The sequence below is a fragment of the Serratia symbiotica (Periphyllus acericola) genome (genome assembly GCF_964019515.1).
GTDB classification, from domain to species: Bacteria; Pseudomonadota; Gammaproteobacteria; order Enterobacterales; family Enterobacteriaceae; genus Serratia; species Serratia symbiotica_D.
The window spans coordinates 596,993-615,027 of the sequence record NZ_OZ026452.1 but is presented as its reverse complement, the minus strand read 5'-3'; the positions used below and the strand labels follow the sequence as shown (position 1 = coordinate 615,027).

Annotated in this window: 11 protein-coding genes and 6 pseudogenes; 5 read left to right on the top strand and 12 right to left on the bottom strand. The window is 51.8% G+C overall.

Annotated features, from left to right (window positions below):
* Nucleotides 1-155: 155 nt before the first annotated feature.
* The 3 genes and pseudogenes from recQ to AACL06_RS03440 form a co-directional block, all read right to left on the bottom strand.
* Entirely contained in the window at nucleotides 156-1,988 is a 1,833-nt protein-coding gene (recQ, locus tag AACL06_RS03450; RefSeq protein ID WP_339038262.1) for an ATP-dependent DNA helicase RecQ, read from the bottom strand.
* Between the two features lie 249 nt (nucleotides 1,989-2,237).
* Nucleotides 2,238-3,140, bottom strand: a pseudogene (locus AACL06_RS03445) (IS5 family transposase).
* Nucleotides 3,073-3,234 (bottom strand): hypothetical protein, encoded by a 162-nt coding sequence (locus AACL06_RS03440; RefSeq protein WP_339037900.1) that lies wholly within the window; start codon nucleotides 3,232-3,234, stop codon nucleotides 3,073-3,075. Before AACL06_RS03440 ends, AACL06_RS03445 begins: the two are co-directional and overlap by 68 nt.
* Nucleotides 3,235-3,236: 2 nt before the next feature.
* On the opposite strand from AACL06_RS03440, the pseudogene AACL06_RS03435 reads away from it, so the two are divergent.
* The 3 genes and pseudogenes from AACL06_RS03435 to AACL06_RS03425 all read left to right on the top strand — a co-directional run.
* Nucleotides 3,237-3,572: pseudogene (locus AACL06_RS03435) on the top strand (Fe2+-enterobactin ABC transporter substrate-binding protein); the annotation flags it as partial.
* A gap of 50 nt (nucleotides 3,573-3,622) precedes the next feature.
* Nucleotides 3,623-4,318: an iron chelate uptake ABC transporter family permease subunit gene (locus AACL06_RS03430; RefSeq protein WP_339037898.1), complete on the top strand. Its 696-nt coding sequence runs from the start codon at nucleotides 3,623-3,625 to the stop codon at nucleotides 4,316-4,318.
* Between the two features lie 30 nt (nucleotides 4,319-4,348).
* Nucleotides 4,349-5,152 (top strand): annotated as a pseudogene (locus AACL06_RS03425) (ABC transporter ATP-binding protein).
* Nucleotides 5,153-5,610: 458 nt separating this feature from the next.
* Here AACL06_RS03425 and ligA read toward each other — a convergent pair.
* Both ligA and zipA read right to left on the bottom strand, forming a co-directional pair.
* Nucleotides 5,611-7,623, bottom strand: a pseudogene (gene ligA, locus AACL06_RS03420) (NAD-dependent DNA ligase LigA); the annotation flags it as partial.
* Nucleotides 7,624-7,702: 79 nt separating this feature from the next.
* Complete coding sequence (gene zipA, locus AACL06_RS03415; protein WP_339038260.1) at nucleotides 7,703-8,635, bottom strand: cell division protein ZipA; 933 nt, start codon at nucleotides 8,633-8,635, stop codon at nucleotides 7,703-7,705.
* A gap of 220 nt (nucleotides 8,636-8,855) precedes the next feature.
* Here zipA and cysZ point away from each other — a divergent pair.
* Both cysZ and AACL06_RS03405 read left to right on the top strand, forming a co-directional pair.
* Nucleotides 8,856-9,345, top strand: a pseudogene (cysZ, locus tag AACL06_RS03410) (sulfate transporter CysZ); the annotation flags it as partial.
* Nucleotides 9,346-9,408: 63 nt separating this feature from the next.
* A pseudogene (locus AACL06_RS03405) lies at nucleotides 9,409-10,008 on the top strand (pyridoxal-phosphate dependent enzyme); the annotation flags it as partial.
* Nucleotides 10,009-10,149: 141 nt separating this feature from the next.
* Here AACL06_RS03405 and crr read toward each other — a convergent pair.
* The 7 genes from crr to odhB form a co-directional block, all read right to left on the bottom strand.
* Nucleotides 10,150-10,659 carry a PTS glucose transporter subunit IIA gene (crr, locus tag AACL06_RS03400; protein ID WP_339037896.1) on the bottom strand — a complete coding sequence of 170 codons (510 nt, stop codon included), beginning with the start codon at nucleotides 10,657-10,659 and terminating at the stop codon, nucleotides 10,150-10,152.
* 57 nt (nucleotides 10,660-10,716) lie between these two features.
* Complete coding sequence (gene ptsI / locus AACL06_RS03395; RefSeq protein WP_339037894.1) at nucleotides 10,717-12,444, bottom strand: phosphoenolpyruvate-protein phosphotransferase PtsI; 1,728 nt, start codon at nucleotides 12,442-12,444, stop codon at nucleotides 10,717-10,719.
* A gap of 47 nt (nucleotides 12,445-12,491) precedes the next feature.
* Complete coding sequence (gene ptsH / locus AACL06_RS03390; protein ID WP_339037892.1) at nucleotides 12,492-12,749, bottom strand: phosphocarrier protein Hpr; 258 nt, start codon at nucleotides 12,747-12,749, stop codon at nucleotides 12,492-12,494.
* 353 nt (nucleotides 12,750-13,102) lie between these two features.
* Nucleotides 13,103-14,071, bottom strand: coding sequence for a cysteine synthase A (gene cysK / locus AACL06_RS03385; protein WP_339037890.1), 969 nt, complete (start codon nucleotides 14,069-14,071; stop codon nucleotides 13,103-13,105).
* A 431-nt stretch (nucleotides 14,072-14,502) separates the two neighbouring features.
* Entirely contained in the window at nucleotides 14,503-15,375 is an 873-nt protein-coding gene (gene sucD, locus AACL06_RS03380; protein WP_339037888.1) for a succinate--CoA ligase subunit alpha, read from the bottom strand.
* Nucleotides 15,375-16,541: an ADP-forming succinate--CoA ligase subunit beta gene (gene sucC, locus AACL06_RS03375; protein WP_339037886.1), complete on the bottom strand. Its 1,167-nt coding sequence runs from the start codon at nucleotides 16,539-16,541 to the stop codon at nucleotides 15,375-15,377. Before sucC ends, sucD begins: the two co-directional genes overlap by 1 nt.
* A 244-nt stretch (nucleotides 16,542-16,785) precedes the next feature.
* Nucleotides 16,786-18,000 (bottom strand): 2-oxoglutarate dehydrogenase complex dihydrolipoyllysine-residue succinyltransferase, encoded by a 1,215-nt coding sequence (gene odhB / locus AACL06_RS03370; protein ID WP_339037883.1) that lies wholly within the window; start codon nucleotides 17,998-18,000, stop codon nucleotides 16,786-16,788.
* Nucleotides 18,001-18,035 lie beyond the last annotated feature (35 nt).

Sequence of the window (18,035 nt, the reverse complement as noted above, 5' to 3'; positions counted from 1 at the left end):
AAATAGCCTAATGGGATAAATTCTTATATCACGCTTGCATATGCAGGGAAAGGCTTGCACCACTCATTTGTCGCTTCCTGGCCTAACATCGTGAGCATCCTTAGCCCCGTCTTATTGCCCTAAACAGGGATTTATTCAACAAAGCCCAGCACAGCCTAATCTTCATCATTGTTCAGGTGATCGCGGATCATTGCCATAAAGGAGGTACCGAAACGCACCAACTTGCGTTGGCCAACCCCGTTAATGCTCAACAAGTCGCCAGTCGTGATCGGCATCTGTTCGACCATCTCCAGCAACGTAGCATCGTTGAATACCACGTAAGGTGGAATATTTTCTTCGTCGGCGATCGATTTGCGCAGCTTGCGCAATTTGGCAAACAACTTGCGATCATAATTGCCGCCGTAGGATTTTTGGTTGGTGCTGCTGCGTGGCCGCAAGCTCTGAATACGCGGCACGGCTAATTGGAGCGCGACTTCACCACGTAATACCGGACGCGCGGCCTCGGTCAGTTGCAATGCCGAGTGCATAGTGATGTTCTGGGTGATAAAACCCAGATGGATCAACTGACGCAGCACGCTGATCCAGTGTTCTGTAGACCGATCATGGCCGATGCCGTACACCGGTAGCTGGTTGTGGCCATACTCACGGATGCGCTGGTTGTTAGAGCCGCGCAGTACTTCAACGATATAACCCAGACCAAAACGCTGGCCGACGCGGTATACGCAGGACAGCGCCTTGCGTGAGTCCTCTAATCCATCATATCGCTTGGGAGGATCCAGGCAGATGTCGCAGTTACCGCAGTCCTGGTGCTTGCCCTCACCAAAGTAGTTAAGTAACACCAGACGGCGACAGGTTTGCGCCTCGGCGAAAGCCCCCATCGCTTTCAACTTGTGCCGTTCAATATCCCGTTGCTGCCCAGCGGGCTTCTCCTCCAGGCAACGGCGTAGCCAGGCAATATCGGACGGATCGTACAGCAGGAGGGCTTCAGCCAGCAGGCCATCGCGCCCGGCACGGCCGGTTTCCTGATAGTAGGATTCGATATTGCGTGGGATGTCAAAATGCAGCACAAAACGCACGTTGGGTTTATTGATGCCCATGCCAAAGGCGACTGTCGCCACTACCACTTGCAAATCATCGCGCTGGAACGCTTCCTGCACTTGCGCACGGCGGTCGTTATCTAGCCCGGCATGATAGGCACCCACGCTCAACCCACGACTTTGCAAGCGTGCAGTGGTGTCTTCCACCTTGGCGCGGCTATTGCAGTAAATGATGCCGCTCTTACCCCGTTGTCCCTGCACAAAATGCCAGAGTTGGTCGAGCGGTTTGAATTTCTCTACCAATGTATAGCGAATATTCGGGCGATCGAAACTGCTGACTTGCACCAGCGGGTTGTGCAACGCCAGCAGGCGTACGATATCGCCGCGTGTAGATTTGTCAGCAGTGGCGGTCAATGCGATCACGGGCATTGCCGGGAAACGCTGCTTCAGTTGACCCAGCGCGCGGTATTCCGGGCGGAAATCGTGACCCCATTGAGAAATACAGTGTGCCTCATCGACCGCCAGTATCACCGGTGGGCAACGGCCGAGCGAATCGAGGAAGCTGTCCATCATTAGCCGTTCTGGGGCAATGTACAGCAGTTTGATTTGGCCACTGCGGCAACCCGCCATCGCCTCTAGCTGCTGCTCTCGAGTCTGCGTTGAGTTGTAGCAGGCAGCGGAAACACCGTAGGCAAACAGTTGATCGACTTGATCCTTCATCAGCGAGATCAGTGGGGAGACCACCAGCGTCAGGCCATCCATGACCAGCGCAGGGATTTGGTAACACAACGATTTACCGCCGCCGGTCGGCATTACCACTAGGCAATCTTGCCCCTCGATCGCGGCGTTGATAATCGCTTGTTGACCCGGACGGAATTGCTGGTAGCCGAAGGTATTGCGTAACACTTGCGTTACCCGCAATGCTCGGTTTATTACTGCTGTGGCTGACACACACATCCCCATTTTTTATCGGCATAAACCCTCAGGGCGGCGACTAGCACGGCCACTGCTGAAAAACACCCAAGGGTATGATTACATAATATTGTTAAGCATGACACCAACAGCCTCCCCTCTTTGGCTAAGAGCCTAACGGGAGAGGTTTTTACTCAATCTGCAAAAAAGCAGGCCATTTTACACCCAAAATCTGGCTTTGTTGAATAAATCGGACTTGGAATAAAGATTCCCCTGAATGTGCATCTTTCAGGCAAGGCGTATACTTTCTGGCATACCGGCGAGCGTCATCTTGTTTAACGCACAGATCATGGCCAGCGCCTCTGCAACTTGGGCATCATAATCTCGCAGCGACAGGTGACCACTGAATCGCTGTTTTACTCTGTACCTCGCTGTTGCCGCTATCGAACGTCGGTGGTAGCCTGTGATACTTTTCCACCGTGTGTTGTCTCCGGTAAGGCGCTGGTTCGCCACCGCTTGATTTCGCTCTGCATAGTCTGCCGACCAATAACGGGCTCCGCTGCTGGGCGGTATTAACGCCTTGAGCTTCTTGCCCCTTAACTCATCATCACACACTCGCGTATCCTAAGCCCGATCCGCCGAGGTGACTTTGATTTTACGGTACCTCTGGCGGATAAGACCTGGGAAAGCTTCGGTATCGGTGACATTGCTCAAGGAAAGGTCAGCACAGATGACCTCATGTGTTTCTGTATCTACGGCCAAATGCAGTTTTCGCCAGATACGCCGTTTTTCCTGACCGTGTTTTTTTACCTTCTACTCCCCTTCACCCAACACGTTGAGCCCGCTAGAGTCGATAACGCGGTGCGCAATTTCACCCGGCGTTGGGGTTTTAAACGGGACATGGCCGGACTTCGCCCGCTTACTGATGCAGGTGTCGTCCAGGCAGTTCAACGGCACTTTAATCAGTGTGATAATGGAGTCGACGAAGCCCTGGATGGCGCGAAGTGTCAGGCCGAAAATCCGTTTCAGCATCAATACGCTGGTGATTGCCATATCGGAATAATGTGGTGGGCGACCACGCAGAGAAGGTTTTGCCTCGCAGTACCAGGCGTGAAGTGCCGTTTCATCCCCCCAGCAAGTGAGTGAACCCCGAGTGATAAGGGCGTTGTTGTAAGCCTTCCAGTTGGTGATGTTGAACTTTTGCTGGGCCACGGAATATCGCTATTTTGACAGAAGGAGAGTGATCTGATCCTCGTGGCGGCCAAATGTTCGATTTATTAAACAACCCTGCCTTTCAGTACTGAACATCATGGCTGGCCGCGTACTATTAACAGCGTTATAGGCCCTTTTACTCTGGAAAAACCGCCACAGCGTATCGTCTCAACTAGCGTTACCCTTACCGGCAGCCTGCTGGCCATTGATGCCCCCGTAGCGCAATTTCAAGCCGTTGTTGTACCAGCTAGATTAATTCTTATCGCATTTACCGGTGGAGACTCTGCGCTGAAGTTGTACGACCAGCTATCAACCCTAGCGCCAACTCTGGTACTCAATTATGGCGATAAAAGCTGGCAGCAACTGGCTAGCGAGTTGCGTGATATCACTGGCCATTATCAAGGAGCACAGTAGGCCAAAGCCCGCTTTGAACTACGGGTGAACCAAATGAAACAGGCCATATGGGTGCTTACACCGGGGCTCTGATCACCATTATTCTGTTCAGCGGTGGTTATTACCACATCGCAATTGGCGCGTTAGCTGGCAGTCTCCTTTCCGCTGTGGTGATCTATCTGCTTGCCTGGCGAAAAGGCATTGTCGATTTCCAGCTGATTATTGTCGGCATCGCTATCAGCGTGGTGCTGGTGTCTACCAAACACTTGGCTGATCATCACCGCTTCTGTGTAACGTGCCATGGATGCCGCCATATGGCAGGCTGGTTCTCTCAATGGATTAACCTAGCAAAAATACCAGCCAGTAATCGTATCGGCCTGTCGGCCAGCGCCGCACTGCTGATGAGCAAGCGTCTACAACAGCTAGAGATAGGCGACGATGCGGCGCAGGCGCTGGGGGTAAATGCAGAAAGCAGCCGAATGTGGTTGATGCTATTCGGCGTGCCCCTGACTGCTGCCGCCACCGCCGCCGCCGGGCCAATTTCGTTTATCGCCCTGGCTGCGCGACAGATCGCGCGCTGCCTGACTGGCAAGTCTTCAGTCACTTTGACCTTGTCCGCGCTGGTAGGGGCAACGTTGCTACTGGGCGTTGACACCATTTCCCAGCCGCTTTTCGCGCCAATCCAGTTATCGGTTGGCGTAGTGACTGTCAGAATCGGTGGCCTGTATTTGATCTGGCTGTTAATCCGTGAATCTCGCAGATAATCGCAGATAATAATGAAGAGTAAAAATACTATGAACCACCGCCTGCACGCCTCGCTTATGAAACTGGGCTACGACCATAAAATCATCGCCGATGACCTGAGTGTGGCGATCCTTGATGGTGCATTCACCGTGATTGTCGGGCCGAATGCCTGCGGCAAATCCACGCTACTGTGCGCACTTTGTCGCCTGCTGAAACCCAGCGCTGGCAAGGTATTTCTTGGTGGCAAAAGCATCTGCCGTTTTGCTACTAAGGCGCTGGCACGCGAGCTAGGCCTACTGCTGCAAACCTCAATTGCGCCGGACAGTATTACCGTGGCGGCGTTGGTTTACCGTGGGCGTTACCCACACCAAAGCCTGTTGAAACAATGGATTCGTGCCGACTAGTAAGCAGTTGAGGAAGCGATAGTGGCAATCAACGTCAGCCAACTTGCCAGTTGTAGCGTCGACGAGCTTTCTAGCGGTCAGCGACAGCGGGTGTGGGTGGCGATGGTGCTGGCACAGCAAACCCCGCTGCTATTGCTGGATGAGCCGACCACCTATCTGGACATCGCCGACCAGATTGATCTGTTGGATCTGTTACGCCAACTGAATCAGGAGCGCGGTCAAACCATGATCGCTATGCTGCACGATCTAAACCACGCCTGCCGTTATGCCGACCATAGCATCGCCCTGCGCGATGGGCAGATCGTCGCGCAGGGCAAACCGGCCGAGCTCATCAGCGCTGAGCTAGTAGGGCAGGTTTTCGGCATGCCCTGCATGATCATCGACGATCCCCTGTCCCATAGCCCACTGGTGATCGCGCGTGGCCGCTTTCACTGCGGTTCTACGCAATAAACAACCGTGTATCCACGGTTGATTGCGATAGCACAGCCGTTGAGACGGGGGGCCACAGTAGCGACACCCCGGTGGATTTAAATCATCTGTGCCACCAGTGAGTAGCGCTGTCCGTAAAGCTGACAGGAATGTTCACTTCCACCGCCCCTTGCATCTCCATCGCTGTGCGCAAATCTTCAGGTGCCAGGCTGAGACGACTTTTACGGCCAAGCAGCACTGGGTAGCTCCTTTCTGCCGTAGGGTTGGATATTAGGTGGCTTGAAAAGCCACACGATGAACAGCAGAGTATTTATCTACTGTGCCGGTGGCAAAAGTGTCCGCCCAACGGCCAGCCTTCAGCAACCTACTGCAACAAAGCTTCAGTCAGCCCCTAGTTGGCTGTGAAACAGCAGGGCTTTACCACATCTGGGTGTGCTACTACGGGGAATTTGCGGGTGACATCTCGCTGTGGACGATTTTATCAGGCGGAGCAATTCCGCTTCGTCAATCACCTCCACGCCCAACTCCTGCGCCTTCACCAGTTTGGAACCAGCCGCCTCACCCGCGATCACCAGATCGGTTTTTTTCGACACGCTGCCACTGATCTTGGCACCCAATACCTTCAGGCGGTCTTTAGCGTCATTACGTGACAGTTGACTGAACGAGCCAGTCAGCACCACAGTTTTGCCAGCGAATAGGCTGTCGATCTCTTCCGTTGCCACCACGACTGGCACCGGCCAGTTGATGCCTATCTCGACGCTAACCAGCTCAGCGATAACCTTTTGATTGAGTGCTTCATCGAGGAAATGACGCGTGTGCTGCGCTACCACCTCACCAACATCCGGCACCTCTTTCAACGCCGCGATATCGGCAGCGTACAGTTTCTCCAATGAGCCGAAATGTGCCGCCAGATTAGCGGCGGTCGCTTCACCCACCTCACGGATGCCTAAGGCATACAGGAAGCGAGCGAAGGTGGTCTGCCTAGATTTCTCCAGCGCGTTGACCAGTTTCTGCGCCGATTTCGGCCCAATACGATCCAGCCCGGATAGCATGTTGGCGGACAGGCGGAACAGGTCAGCTGGATTTTTTACATACTCTTTTTCCACCAACTGTTCGATGATTTTGTCGCCCATGCTGTCCACATCCATCGCCCGACGCGAGACGAAATGCTTAAGCGCCTCTTTGCGTTGTCCAGCGCAGATCAACCTACTGGTACAGCGCGCCACCGCTTCACCTTCCAGACGCTCAACATCAGAACCACACACCGGGCAATGCTGCGGGAACACCACCGCGCGCGTGTCCTGTGGGCGACGATCTTCCAGCACACCTACCACTTTCGGGATCACGTCCCCAGCGCGGCGCACGATCACTGTATCGCCGATACGCAAGCCTAAGCGTTCGATCTCATCGGCATTGTGCAATGTAGCATTACTGACAGTGACGCCCGCCACCAGCACCGGCTCCAGCCGCGCTACCGGGGTGATAGCACCGGTGCGCCCCACCTGAAATTCAATTTCGCGTACCAAAGTGATCTGCTCTTGAGCCGGGAATTTGAACGCCGTAGCCCAGCGTGGCGCGCGCGCTACGAAACCCAGCTTTTCTTGTATATCGATATCATCAATCTTTACCACCACACCATCGATATCAAAACCAAGCTGCGCGCGATCTTGCTCAACCTGGTTGTAGAAGGCTAGCACCTCATCGCTGCCAGTGCAGCACCGAGCACCATTATTGACCGGTAAGCCCCATGCCCTGAACTGCATCAGCCTCTCAAAATGGCTACGCGGTAGTTCGCCGCCCTCCAGCAGACCTACGCCGTAGCAGAAGAAAGTCAACGGGCGGTTGGTAGTGATGCGTGGATCAAGTTGGCGAATCGAGCCAGCGGCAGCGTTGCGTGGATTGGCGAAAATCTTGCCGTTCTTGCGCCGTGCCTCTGTATTCATTTGTTCAAAACCAGCCTGCGGCATAAACACTTCGCCGCGTACTTCTAGCCGACGTGGGATATTGGCACCGGTCAAGCGCAGCGGGATAGCGCGGATGGTGCGCACATTAGACGTAATATTTTCACCGGTAGTGCCATCACCGCGCGTGGCAGCACGCACCAGTTCGCCATCTTCATACAATAGACTGACCGCCAGCCCGTCTAGCTTCAACTCGCAGCAGAAGGTCAGCGGATCGCTGATTTTCAGCCGCTCTTGCACGCGCTTATAAAATGCCAGGAAGCTTTCTTCATCGAACACATTATCCAGCGACAACATCAGCAGTTCATGGCGCACCTGATCGAAGGCCGCCAGGGGCGCAGCGCCAACACGTTGAGTCGGCGAATCGGCAGTGATCAGTTCAGGATATGCGCTTTCCAGCTCGCGTAGTTCGCACATCAAGCAATCATATTCCGCATCCGGTACTTCCGGCGCATCAAGCACATGATACTGGTATTCATGATGGCGCAATGAGGCTCGTAGTTGATTGATTTGTTGGGTTATCGATTTCATAGCTCATCATCAAAGATAAAAACCCCCCGTCAAAACGGGGGGTAGGTTATTATGGAGATCCAGTGTGCCTGGCAACGGGTCAGGCGTTGTTTTCCAGCACAGCACGGAGGCGCGCTTTATAGGTTTCCAGCTTTTGCGGCGTCATCATGCGGCGTTCGTCATCAAGTACCACGCCCCCAACATCATCAGCAATACGCTGTGCCGACTGCAACATCAGCTTAAAGTTCTGATTGGCATCGCCGTAAGAGGGCACCATCATGAACAATGATACGCCCGGCGTAATAAAATCAGACATCATATCAGGCTCAAAAGAACCCGGTTTAACCATGTTCGCCAAGCTGAACAGTACCGAACCGCTGCCCGCCGGGCTAATATGGCGATGGAAAATACCCATTTCACCAAACTGAAAACCCGCCTGTAGCACGCTCTGTAGTAAGACTTCGCCGCCGATCATTACCCCTTGATGAGCTGCCACATGCAATACCAGTACGGTTTCTTTTGGCTTTGCCGCGATCGGCTCGGCGGGAAGCGGCTGCGGTTTCGCTTCCGGCTGGTGCTGATGCCCATATGTGTCGTGAAACACGGGCACCGCTTCAGGCTCTGCCGCTGGCGGTAGATCATCGAGGCAAGGTTCACGACGCAGTGCAGGCTGCGGTTCGCCGCCTTGATCCTGTTGCATGCTGCTATCTCGTGGTATATCACCCGGGGCCAGAGCTTGATAGGCAACCGATTGATCAAGCTTGCGCGTAACTACGGGCTCTTTTTTCACGGTACCAAAATGCCCCAAAAATGCTTTATCCTGCGGGTGAGCAGCGCGTATACGCGCCTCCCCCACGCCTTCATTGAGATCGTTGCTTAGGGTTTGTTTCCTTTCCTTATTGGAACGTTTAGCTGGACGATCGCGGAAAAGCGATGAGCGTTCCTTGCGGCTGGTCCATAGACCGTGCAATAACAACGCTATTATAGCGATCGCACCAACAACGATTAATATCAGACGCAAATCTTGCATCATTGCTATCTCTGTTATTCGAATACATTGCCACTGCGGCAAACATTTACTTATTAACTCTATTTGCCTGCACACACAAGTGCAAGTCTGTGCTGAATTTTATGCTAATAAAGATGACTACACTGCTTTTTTTGCTGTTTTTTCCGCCAACCACACCCTAGCCAGTAGAAAATAATCCCGATATGATAATGCTGCCTGTTCAGATGACGAGATAACTTAAGATATGTCTTATACCCCGTTTCCTGCAAAATCCACCAACGGCATTCACTATTTCGCCGAAGGCTGGCGTCTGGTTTCACGACCAGGGATCAAACGCTATGTCTTCCTGACGTTGCTGGTCAACATGCTGCTGATGGGGTCCACCTTTTGGTGGCTATTCAGCCAACTCGGCGACTGGCTCCCCGCAATGATGAGCCACGTTCCCCACTGGTTGCAGTGGCTAAGCTATCTACTGTGGCCGATGATGGTCATTTCGTTGCTGCTGGTGTTCGGCTACCTGTTTAGTACCATCACCAACCTGATCGCTGCGCCGTTCTGCGGTCTGCTAGCAGAACAACTTGAAGGCCACCTGACCACCGGACACAGGTATCTTCAGCATCGTGAAGGATCTGACACGCGCCCTGTTGCTTTTAGTGCTTTATTTCATCCCAGGTCTAGGTTAAACGGTAGCGCTAATACTGTGTTTTTTGTTCAGCGCCTAGATGCTAGCGATTTAATATTGCGACTATCCTTTCGACAACCATAAGGTCAGCTTTGCTGATATGCGCTGTGCAAAAATGGGCCTGGAGCGTCAGGTGGCGATGCGCGCTTACGGTGCCGAACTGATTCTGGTTAGTTGCGAGCAAGGCATGGAGGGCGCGCGCGATCTTGCGTTGGAAATGCAGCAGCAGGGGCAAGGCAAAGTGTTGGATCAATTCAATAACCCGGACAACCCGTATGCCTATTTTTCCACCACCGGCCCGGAAATTTGGCACCAGACCGCAGGCCGTATAACGCATTTCGTTTCCAGCATGGGTACTACCGGCACAGTTAACGGGGTGGGCGGTTACTTGAAAAGCCAAGATCCGCAGGTGCAGATTATCGGCTTGCAGCCAGCACAGGGCAGTAACATTCCCGGTATTCGCCACTGGACACGGGACTACCGACCGGGCATCTTCCGACCAGACCTGGTGGATCAGGTGTTTAATATTGAACAATGTGATGCCAAGCAAAAGATGCGCCAGCTAGCGCAACTGGAAGGTATCTTTTGTGGTGTTAGTTCTGGCGGCGCGGTGGTCGGCGCGTTGCGTGTTGCGGCAAACAACGCTGGTAGCTTGGTTGTGGCGATTATCTGTGATCGTGGCGATCGCTATCTCTCCACTGGGGTGTTTAACTGAGCGCGGCATGTGGTCTGTAGCCTAACTGGAGAGCTGATAATCATCGGCAAGGGCATTGAGTTTATACCCCCTACATTGTAGGCATAATTGCAGGCATAAAAAACGGCGTTTTTAAGCGCCCTTTTTTATGCTGATTGACGATTACTTTCTGATGCGGATGATCGGGGTTTCGCCGGCAATAACATTGCCAGAAAGTTTGATCAGTTTTTTGAGTTCGTTTATGTTGGAGATGACAACTGGAGTCAAGATTGACTTGGCTTTCTCTTCCAGCATGGGCAGGTTGAACTCGATAATGACATCACCTTTTTTGACATGCTGGCCTTCTTCAGCAATACGCTTAAAGCCTTCGCCTTTCAACTCAACGGTATCGATACCAAAATGCACGAACAGCTCGATACCGTTGTCGGATGCGATAGAGAAAGCATGGTTGGTTTCGAAAATTTTGCCGATAGTGCCGTCAACAGGGGCAACCATTTTATCGCCGGAAGGTTTAATGGCAATACCATCACCAACGATCTTTTCAGCGAACACGACATCCGGCACATCCTCAATATTGACGATTTCGCCAGAAAGGGGGGCGATAATTTCGATAGTACTCGTATCTTTCTTGTCATCAGAAACCAGTGATTTCAGTTTAACGAGCAACCCCATGATCTTCTCCTAAGCATTAAATTGGGCTGCGCTCCCACGTTCCAGTACTGTGGCAGTTTAGCAGAGCGTTTTTTCTTCGATGAATTTATTCACGCAATTCATTAGGTCTTGTGCTGTTGGCTGTGCCAAGACCTGCGCTGCCAACGCTTGCACATCTGTAAAATTGGTATTCCGAATGATTTTCTTGATGCGTGGGATTGAGATCGCACTCATACTGAACTCATCCAGCCCCATGCCTAATAACAGTAGTGTAGCACGTTCATCGCCAGCCAGTTCACCGCACATGCCGGTCCATTTACCCTCTGCGTGCGATGCATCAATAACTTGTTTGATCAAGCCGAGCACTGACGGGGATAACGGATTATAAAGATGAGAAATCATCTCATTGCCACGATCGACTGCCAGAGTATATTGGGTGAGATCATTTGTTCCAATACTAAAGAAATCAACCTCTTTTGCCAAGTGGTGGGCAATGGACGCAGCAGCAGGTGTCTCTACCATCACACCCACTTCGATGGCTTCATCGAACGCTTTACCTTCTTCGCGTAATTGTGCTTTCAACTTATCGATTTCGTCTTTTAGATCGCGCACTTCTTCCACGGAAATAATCATCGGGAACATGATACGCAATTTACCGAACGCTGAAGCGCGCAGGATGGCGCGTAGCTGGGCGTGCAAGATCTCTCTACGATCCATCGCGATGCGGATGGCGCGCCAGCCAAGGAACGGGTTCTCTTCCTTCGGCAGGTTCATGTACGGTAGGTCTTTGTCGCCGCCGATGTCCATGGTACGGATGATCACTACCTGCAAACCCATGGCTTCCGCAACGGCTTTGTAAACCTGGAACTGATCGTCTTCAGTCGGTAGCGCATCACGATTCATGAACAGGAATTCAGTACGATACAGTCCGATGCCTTTAGCGCCGTTGCGCTCGGCACTAGCAACATCGCGCACGGTGCCGATATTGGCGCAAACTTCAACCTGATGACCATCTAGCGTAATCGCGGGTAGATCTTTCAGCTTAGCCAGATCGTTTTTCTCAGTGATGTACTGACTCTGAGCGGTTTTTAACTGATCGATAACTTCAGCAGTGGGGTTAACGTAAATCTTGTTGTTAATCGCATCCAGGATCAGGTAATCACCGGTTTTCACCTGCTTGGTCACATAGCTGGTGCCCACAATGGCTGGCAGTTCTAGAGAGCGTGCCATGATGGAGGTGTGCGAAGTGCGTCCACCCAGATCAGTGATGAGGCCCAACACTTTTTTCAGGTTTAACTGTGCGGTTTCAGACGGGGTCAAATCGGTGGCCACTAGGATCACTTCGTCTTGAATAGTACTCAGATCGACGATAGGCATGCCGAGCATGTTGCGCAGTAAGCGCTTGCCGATGTCGCGTACATCGGCTGCACGCTCTTTCAGATATTCGTCGTCCAACTCTTCCAACGCATGCGCTTGGCTTTCGATCACGGTGTGGGCCGCTGCATCGGCAGTGACATGTTCATCTTTGATTAGGGCTATGATTTCCTGCTCAAGCTCTTCGTCTTCCAGCAACATGATGTGGCCTTCGAAGATTGCTTCTTTCTCTTCGCCGAAGGTTTCGCCTGCTTTGGCCTTGATAACTGCCAACTGTTCAGATGCTTTGGCGCGGCCAGACAGAAAACGTGAGACTTCCTGCTCTACATGATCTGTAGCGATTTTCTTTCGGTTGATGACAATTTCATCTTCTTTCAGTAGGAGAGCCTTACCAAAAGCGATACCCGGTGATACTAAAATGCCTGAAATCATAACCCTACCTTACTCTTGACTGGTGTTAACTAACAAAGACGGGCCAATTACTCAAGCTCTGCCATCAGTTTTACTAAGTGCTCAACGGCTTTCTGCTCATCTTCACCAGTAGCTTCGATGGTAACTACGGTGCCTTGAGTCAGGCCCAGAGTTTGCAGTTTAAACAGGCTTTTGGCGCTGGCGCTTTTACCGTTAGAAGTCACGGTGATGTCAGAGGTGAAGCCTTTGGCTTCTTTTACGAACTTAGCGGCAGGGCGGGTGTGAAGACCATTCGGAGCAGTAATAGTAATTTCTTGCTGAAACATTGATATTTCCCCAACTTATTAGAAGTAATTGTTGTGGTACTAAAATTTAGCCCACTAGCATGAGTTTAGTTTCTCTGGTTTTAGCGCCTGACTACGGCAAGTGTTGATGCAACAGAAAACGATACTTTAGGCACTGTAAACCAGAAAATTTGATTTTTGACGTCGTTTCAACCAACCCCTATTATGCCTGTTCTAGTGCCTCGGCGACAAACAAGGAAAACGATTCGGCCCTAAGCCAAAAAAAAGGGCGATTAATTTTGCACATCGAAATAATGCACCGTTAAATACTAAAGCCAGCCCACAAAAAAGCACCTTTCAAGGCGCTTTTTTTAACTTTTTGTTCTTTGTGAGCCTCATTGCTGCAATTCTTGTTTGGTGAATAAACCAGCGAACAAGGCGGCACTGAGATAGCGCTCGCCGGAAGACGGCAGGATCACCACCATGGTTTTGTCGGCGAATTCGGTTTCTTCTGCCAATTTTACCGCTACCACCACTGCCGCACCGGAGGAAATCCCTGCCAGAATACCTTCTTCGTTCATCAGGCGGCGCGCCATGTTGATTGCCTCATCGTTACTGATTTGCTCGACACGATCCACCAGAGCCAGATCCAGGTTGCCTGGAATAAAGCCTGCACCAATACCCTGGATCTGGTGTGGGCCTGGTTTCAGCTCTTCGCCAGCTAGCGCCTGGCTGATCACCGGAGAGTCGCTTGGTTCCACCGCTACCGTGGTGATTGCCTTGCCTTTAGTGTGCTTGATGTACCGGCTGACACCAGTCAGGGTACCGCCAGTGCCTACACCGGAGATAAATACGTCTACCGTACCGGCGGTATCTTCCCAGATTTCTGGGCCAGTCGTTTTCTCATGTATCTCCGGGTTAGCCGGGTTGCTGAATTGCTGTAGGATAATATAACGGTCTGGATCAGTGGTAACGATTTCTTCAGCTTTGGTGATGGCACCTTTCATGCCTTTTGCGCCTTCGGTTAGCACCAGGTTAGCTCCCAGTGCTTTGAGTAGTTTGCGGCGCTCAATGCTCATGGTTTCCGGCATAGTTAACGTCAGCTTATAGCCGCGTGCCGCAGCAACGAAGGCCAGTGCGATGCCTGTGTTTCCGCTGGTTGGCTCTACCAGCTCTTTGCCAGTGGTCAGGATACTGCGTTGCTCAGCGTCCCAAATCATATTGGCACCAATGCGGCATTTGACACTGAAGCTTGGGTTGCGTGATTCAATCTTGGCTAAAATGCGCCCGTTGCCGATACGGTTTAAACGAACTAGCGGTGTATGTCCGATGGTTAAAGAGTTGTCTTCATATATTTTGCTCATAAGTTTGTTCTTTAACTCTATGAAAATGTAAGGAATATCTGAAGTATACGCTAACAACACCAGCATGGAAGTAAAGAATTAGTATATCTATATGTTATTAGGAAATAAGTTTTAAGCACAATTATAAGGACGAAAGAAAGTGCACACCATACTGAAGTCATTGGGTCAGGAACGGACGTATTGCGCGCGATAACGGGCTTTGTTGAATAAATCGGATTTGGAATAAAGAGTCCCCTGAAACATGCCCATTCAGGGGACTCTTTATTCCAAATCCGATTTATTCAACAAAGCCCCAAAAAGATCAAGATATGTGGATGCACTCGCCCAACCCAGTCACTAACTAACGTAAGTTCCCGATAACGTAAGTTCCCGATGATGAGCGAACGCCGCCTGGCTATCACTTGAAATCCACAGGGCATAGTATTGTCGTATTAACGATTCAACACCGCTTTCACTGCATCACCAATATCAGCCAGGCTGCGCACGGTTTTCACCCCCGCCGCCTCCAGCGCCGCAAACTTCTCGTCTGCTGTGCCTTTACCGCCAGCAATGATCGCACCAGCGTGACCCATACGCTTGCCTTTAGGCGCGGTGACACCGGCAATGTAGCCGACCACCGGCTTGGTAACGTATTCTTTGATGTAGGCTGCCGCTTCTTCTTCAGCGCTGCCGCCGATTTCGCCGATCATCACGATTGCTTCAGTCTGTGGATCTTGCTGGAACAGCTTCAGGATATCAATAAAGTTGGATCCGGGGATGGGGTCGCCACCGATACCCACACAGGTGGATTGGCCTAGACCGGCATCGGTGGTTTGTTTCACCGCTTCATAGGTCAGGGTGCCGGAACGGGAAACGATACCTACTTTACCTGGCTGGTGGATGTGGCCTGGCATAATGCCGATTTTGCATTCATCTGGGGTGATAACTCCTGGGCAATTCGGGCCAATCATACGCACGCCAGCTTCATCTAACTTCACTTTTACCGTCAGCATATCCAGCGTTGGGATGCCTTCGGTGATGGTGATGATCAATTTAATGCCAGCATCAATTGCTTCCAGAATAGAGTCTTTGCAGAACGGTGCAGGAACATAAATCACCGATGCATCCGCCCCCATGGCTTCAACCGCTTCACGCACGGTGCTAAACACCGGCAGCCCCAGATGCTGGGTGCCACCTTTGCCTGGAGTCACACCACCAACCATTTTGGTGCCGTAAGCGATAGCTTGTTCGGAGTGGAAAGTCCCCTGGCTACCGGTGAAACCCTGGCAAATTACTTTTGTGTTCTTATCGATTAAAATGGACATTATTTACCCTCCACTGCCGCAACAACTTGCCAAGCCGCATCAGTCAGGCTGTTCGCAGCAATGATATTCAGACCACTGTCCGCCAATTTTTTGGTACCCAGTTCGGCGTTATTCCCTTCCAGACGCACCACCACTGGAATGTTCACGCCCACTTCAGCCACTGCGCCGATGATGCCGTCAGCGATCAGATCACAACGCACGATACCACCGAAGATGTTAACTAGCACCGCTTGCACTTTATCATCGGACAGGATGATTTTAAATGCTTCAGCGACACGCTCTCTCGTTGCACCACCACCTACGTCCAGGAAGTTAGCCGGTTCACCACCATGCAGTTTAACGATGTCCATGGTACCCATTGCCAATCCAGCACCGTTAACCATGCAGCCGATGTTGCCGTCAAGCGCTACGTAGTTCAACTCCCACTTTGACGCACGGGATTCACGCTCGTCTTCTTGAGAAAGATCGCGCATTTCGCGCAGTTCAGGCTGTCGGAACAAGGCGTGACCATCGGCACCCAGTTTGCCGTCCAGGCACACCATGTAGCCCTGTTTGGTGATCACCAGCGGGTTGATCTCAACCATCGCCAGGTCACGCTCCAGGAACAGCGTTGCCAACCCCATAAAGATCTTGGCGAACAGACTGACTTGCTTGCCGGTCAGCCCCAACTTGAAGGCCAGCTCACGGCCCTGGTAAGGCTGTGGCCCGACCAACGGATCGATGGTCATTTTGTGGATCAGTTCCGGGGAATCTTGCGCCACTTTTTCGATCTCAACACCGCCTTCAATGGATGCCATAAACACCACGCGACGGGAGCTGCGGTCAACTACTGCGCCCAAGTACAGTTCTTTATCGATGTCGATCGCTGCTTCTACCAGTATTTGGTTTACTGGCTGGCCCAGCGCGTCAGTTTGGTAGGTCACCAGACGTTTGCCCAACCAGGCTTCCGCAAAAGCACGGATATCTTCTTTACTGTTAATCACTTTAACGCCGCCAGCTTTACCTCGTCCGCCAGCATGAACCTGACATTTAACCACCCACGGGCCACAGCAGATTTTTGATGCGGCTTCTTCTGCTTCATCCGGCGTGGTACAAGTGTAGCCGGTAGGTGCTGGCATACCATACCGAGCAAATAACTGTTTTGCCTGATATTCGTGTAAATTCATGGTGTTTTATCCATTCAGTTCTGAAGGTTTTATCCGGGTCAGGGATGCACGATAATGGGCATGACTTTCCAGCCACGTAGTACAGAATATGGGCGCGGCGTTATACCCATCATACTTAAAGCTGCATCTTTGTTGGTTGCTTTCTCTCCCCCCCAATCACATAGTTCGCTATTCTCCTGGGGATTAGCTCCGTTGCCATCGCGATGCAGCTGATGCAGCTAAGGTATTGCGCCGACCAGGGTTACTAGACGTCCAGCAGCAGACGAACCGGATCTTCCAACATATCTTTAACTGTCATCAAGTAACCGACGGACTCTTTGCCGTCGATCAAGCGGTGGTCATAAGACAGCGCCAGATACATCATCGATTGGATCACCACCTGACCATTAACCGCCATGGGGCGATCTTTGATGGCATGCATACCCAAAATAGCGCTCTGGGGTGGGTTGATGATTGGAGTGGACATCAATGAGCCGAATACGCCGCCATTGGTAATGGTGAAATTACCGCCGGTCAGTTCTTCTACAGTCAATTTTTTGTCGCGGCCTTTAACAGCTAACGCTTTGATTTTAAATTCTATATCTGCCATACTCATGGTGTCTACATCACGTAGCACTGGCGTCACCAGGCCATGTGGGGTAGATACCGCGATACTGACATCAAAGTAATTGTGATAAACCACATCAGAACCGTCGATCGACGCGTTCACTTCTGGATAACGCTTCAGCGCTTCAACCACCGCCTTGATGTAGAAGGACAGAAAGCCTAGACGCACACCGTGGCGCTTCTCGAAGGCTTCACCGTACTGATTACGCAGATCCATGATCGGCTGCATGTTGATTTCGTTGAAGGTGGTCAGCATGGCAGTACTATTATTCGCTTCTAACAGGCGTTCAGCCACGCGTTTACGTAGGCGGGTCATCGGCACGCGTTTTTCGTAGCGATTTCTCAGGGTAGGTTGTGGTGCCGCTTCAGCGGTCAGTTTATCAGTTTGCTTGCTGTTAGCCAGATGCACTTCCACGTCTTCACGAGTGATACGGCCGCCCACACCGCTGCCTTTGATGGAACTGGCGTCGAGATCGTGTTCAGCGATCAGCCGACGAATTGCCGGGCTGAGCGCGTCATTGCTTGCTGCTTCCAGGCTGGCGGTAGCGCACTGAACAGAGGTAGCGTCTTTAGGTGTGAGGCTTTTCTCGCTGGTCGGTTTGCCAGAGCGGTCGCCCGAATGGATGCGGCCAAGGATCTGGCGAGACAGCACAGTAGCACCCACTTCTTCCACGATCGCATCAAGAATACCAGCTTCACTGGCCGGCACTTCAAACACTACCTTGTCGGTTTCGATTTCCACCAGGACTTCATCACGCTGAACGTTGTCACCCGGTTTCCTGTGCCAGGCGGCTACCGTTGCATCGGCAACCGATTCAGGAAGGTCAGGAACCAGAATATCTACGCTACTCATTTAGCTTCCCCTTAAATTTTTTACCCTTCATTTGC

What these genes read in the sequence shown, in the direction of transcription:
- AACL06_RS03430 (WP_339037898.1), top strand. Translation starts at nt 3,623, where the DNA reads ATGGGTGCTTACACCGGGGCTCTGATCACCATTATTCTGTTCAGCGGT.
- zipA (WP_339038260.1), bottom strand. Translation starts at nt 8,635, where the DNA reads ATGATGCAAGATTTGCGTCTGATATTAATCGTTGTTGGTGCGATCGCT.
- crr (WP_339037896.1), bottom strand. Translation starts at nt 10,659, where the DNA reads ATGGGGTTGCTCGTTAAACTGAAATCACTGGTTTCTGATGACAAGAAA.
- ptsI (WP_339037894.1), bottom strand. Translation starts at nt 12,444, where the DNA reads ATGATTTCAGGCATTTTAGTATCACCGGGTATCGCTTTTGGTAAGGCT.
- ptsH (WP_339037892.1), bottom strand. Translation starts at nt 12,749, where the DNA reads ATGTTTCAGCAAGAAATTACTATTACTGCTCCGAATGGTCTTCACACC.
- cysK (WP_339037890.1), bottom strand. Translation starts at nt 14,071, where the DNA reads ATGAGCAAAATATATGAAGACAACTCTTTAACCATCGGACATACACCG.
- sucD (WP_339037888.1), bottom strand. Translation starts at nt 15,375, where the DNA reads ATGTCCATTTTAATCGATAAGAACACAAAAGTAATTTGCCAGGGTTTC.
- sucC (WP_339037886.1), bottom strand. Translation starts at nt 16,541, where the DNA reads ATGAATTTACACGAATATCAGGCAAAACAGTTATTTGCTCGGTATGGT.
- odhB (WP_339037883.1), bottom strand. Translation starts at nt 18,000, where the DNA reads ATGAGTAGCGTAGATATTCTGGTTCCTGACCTTCCTGAATCGGTTGCC.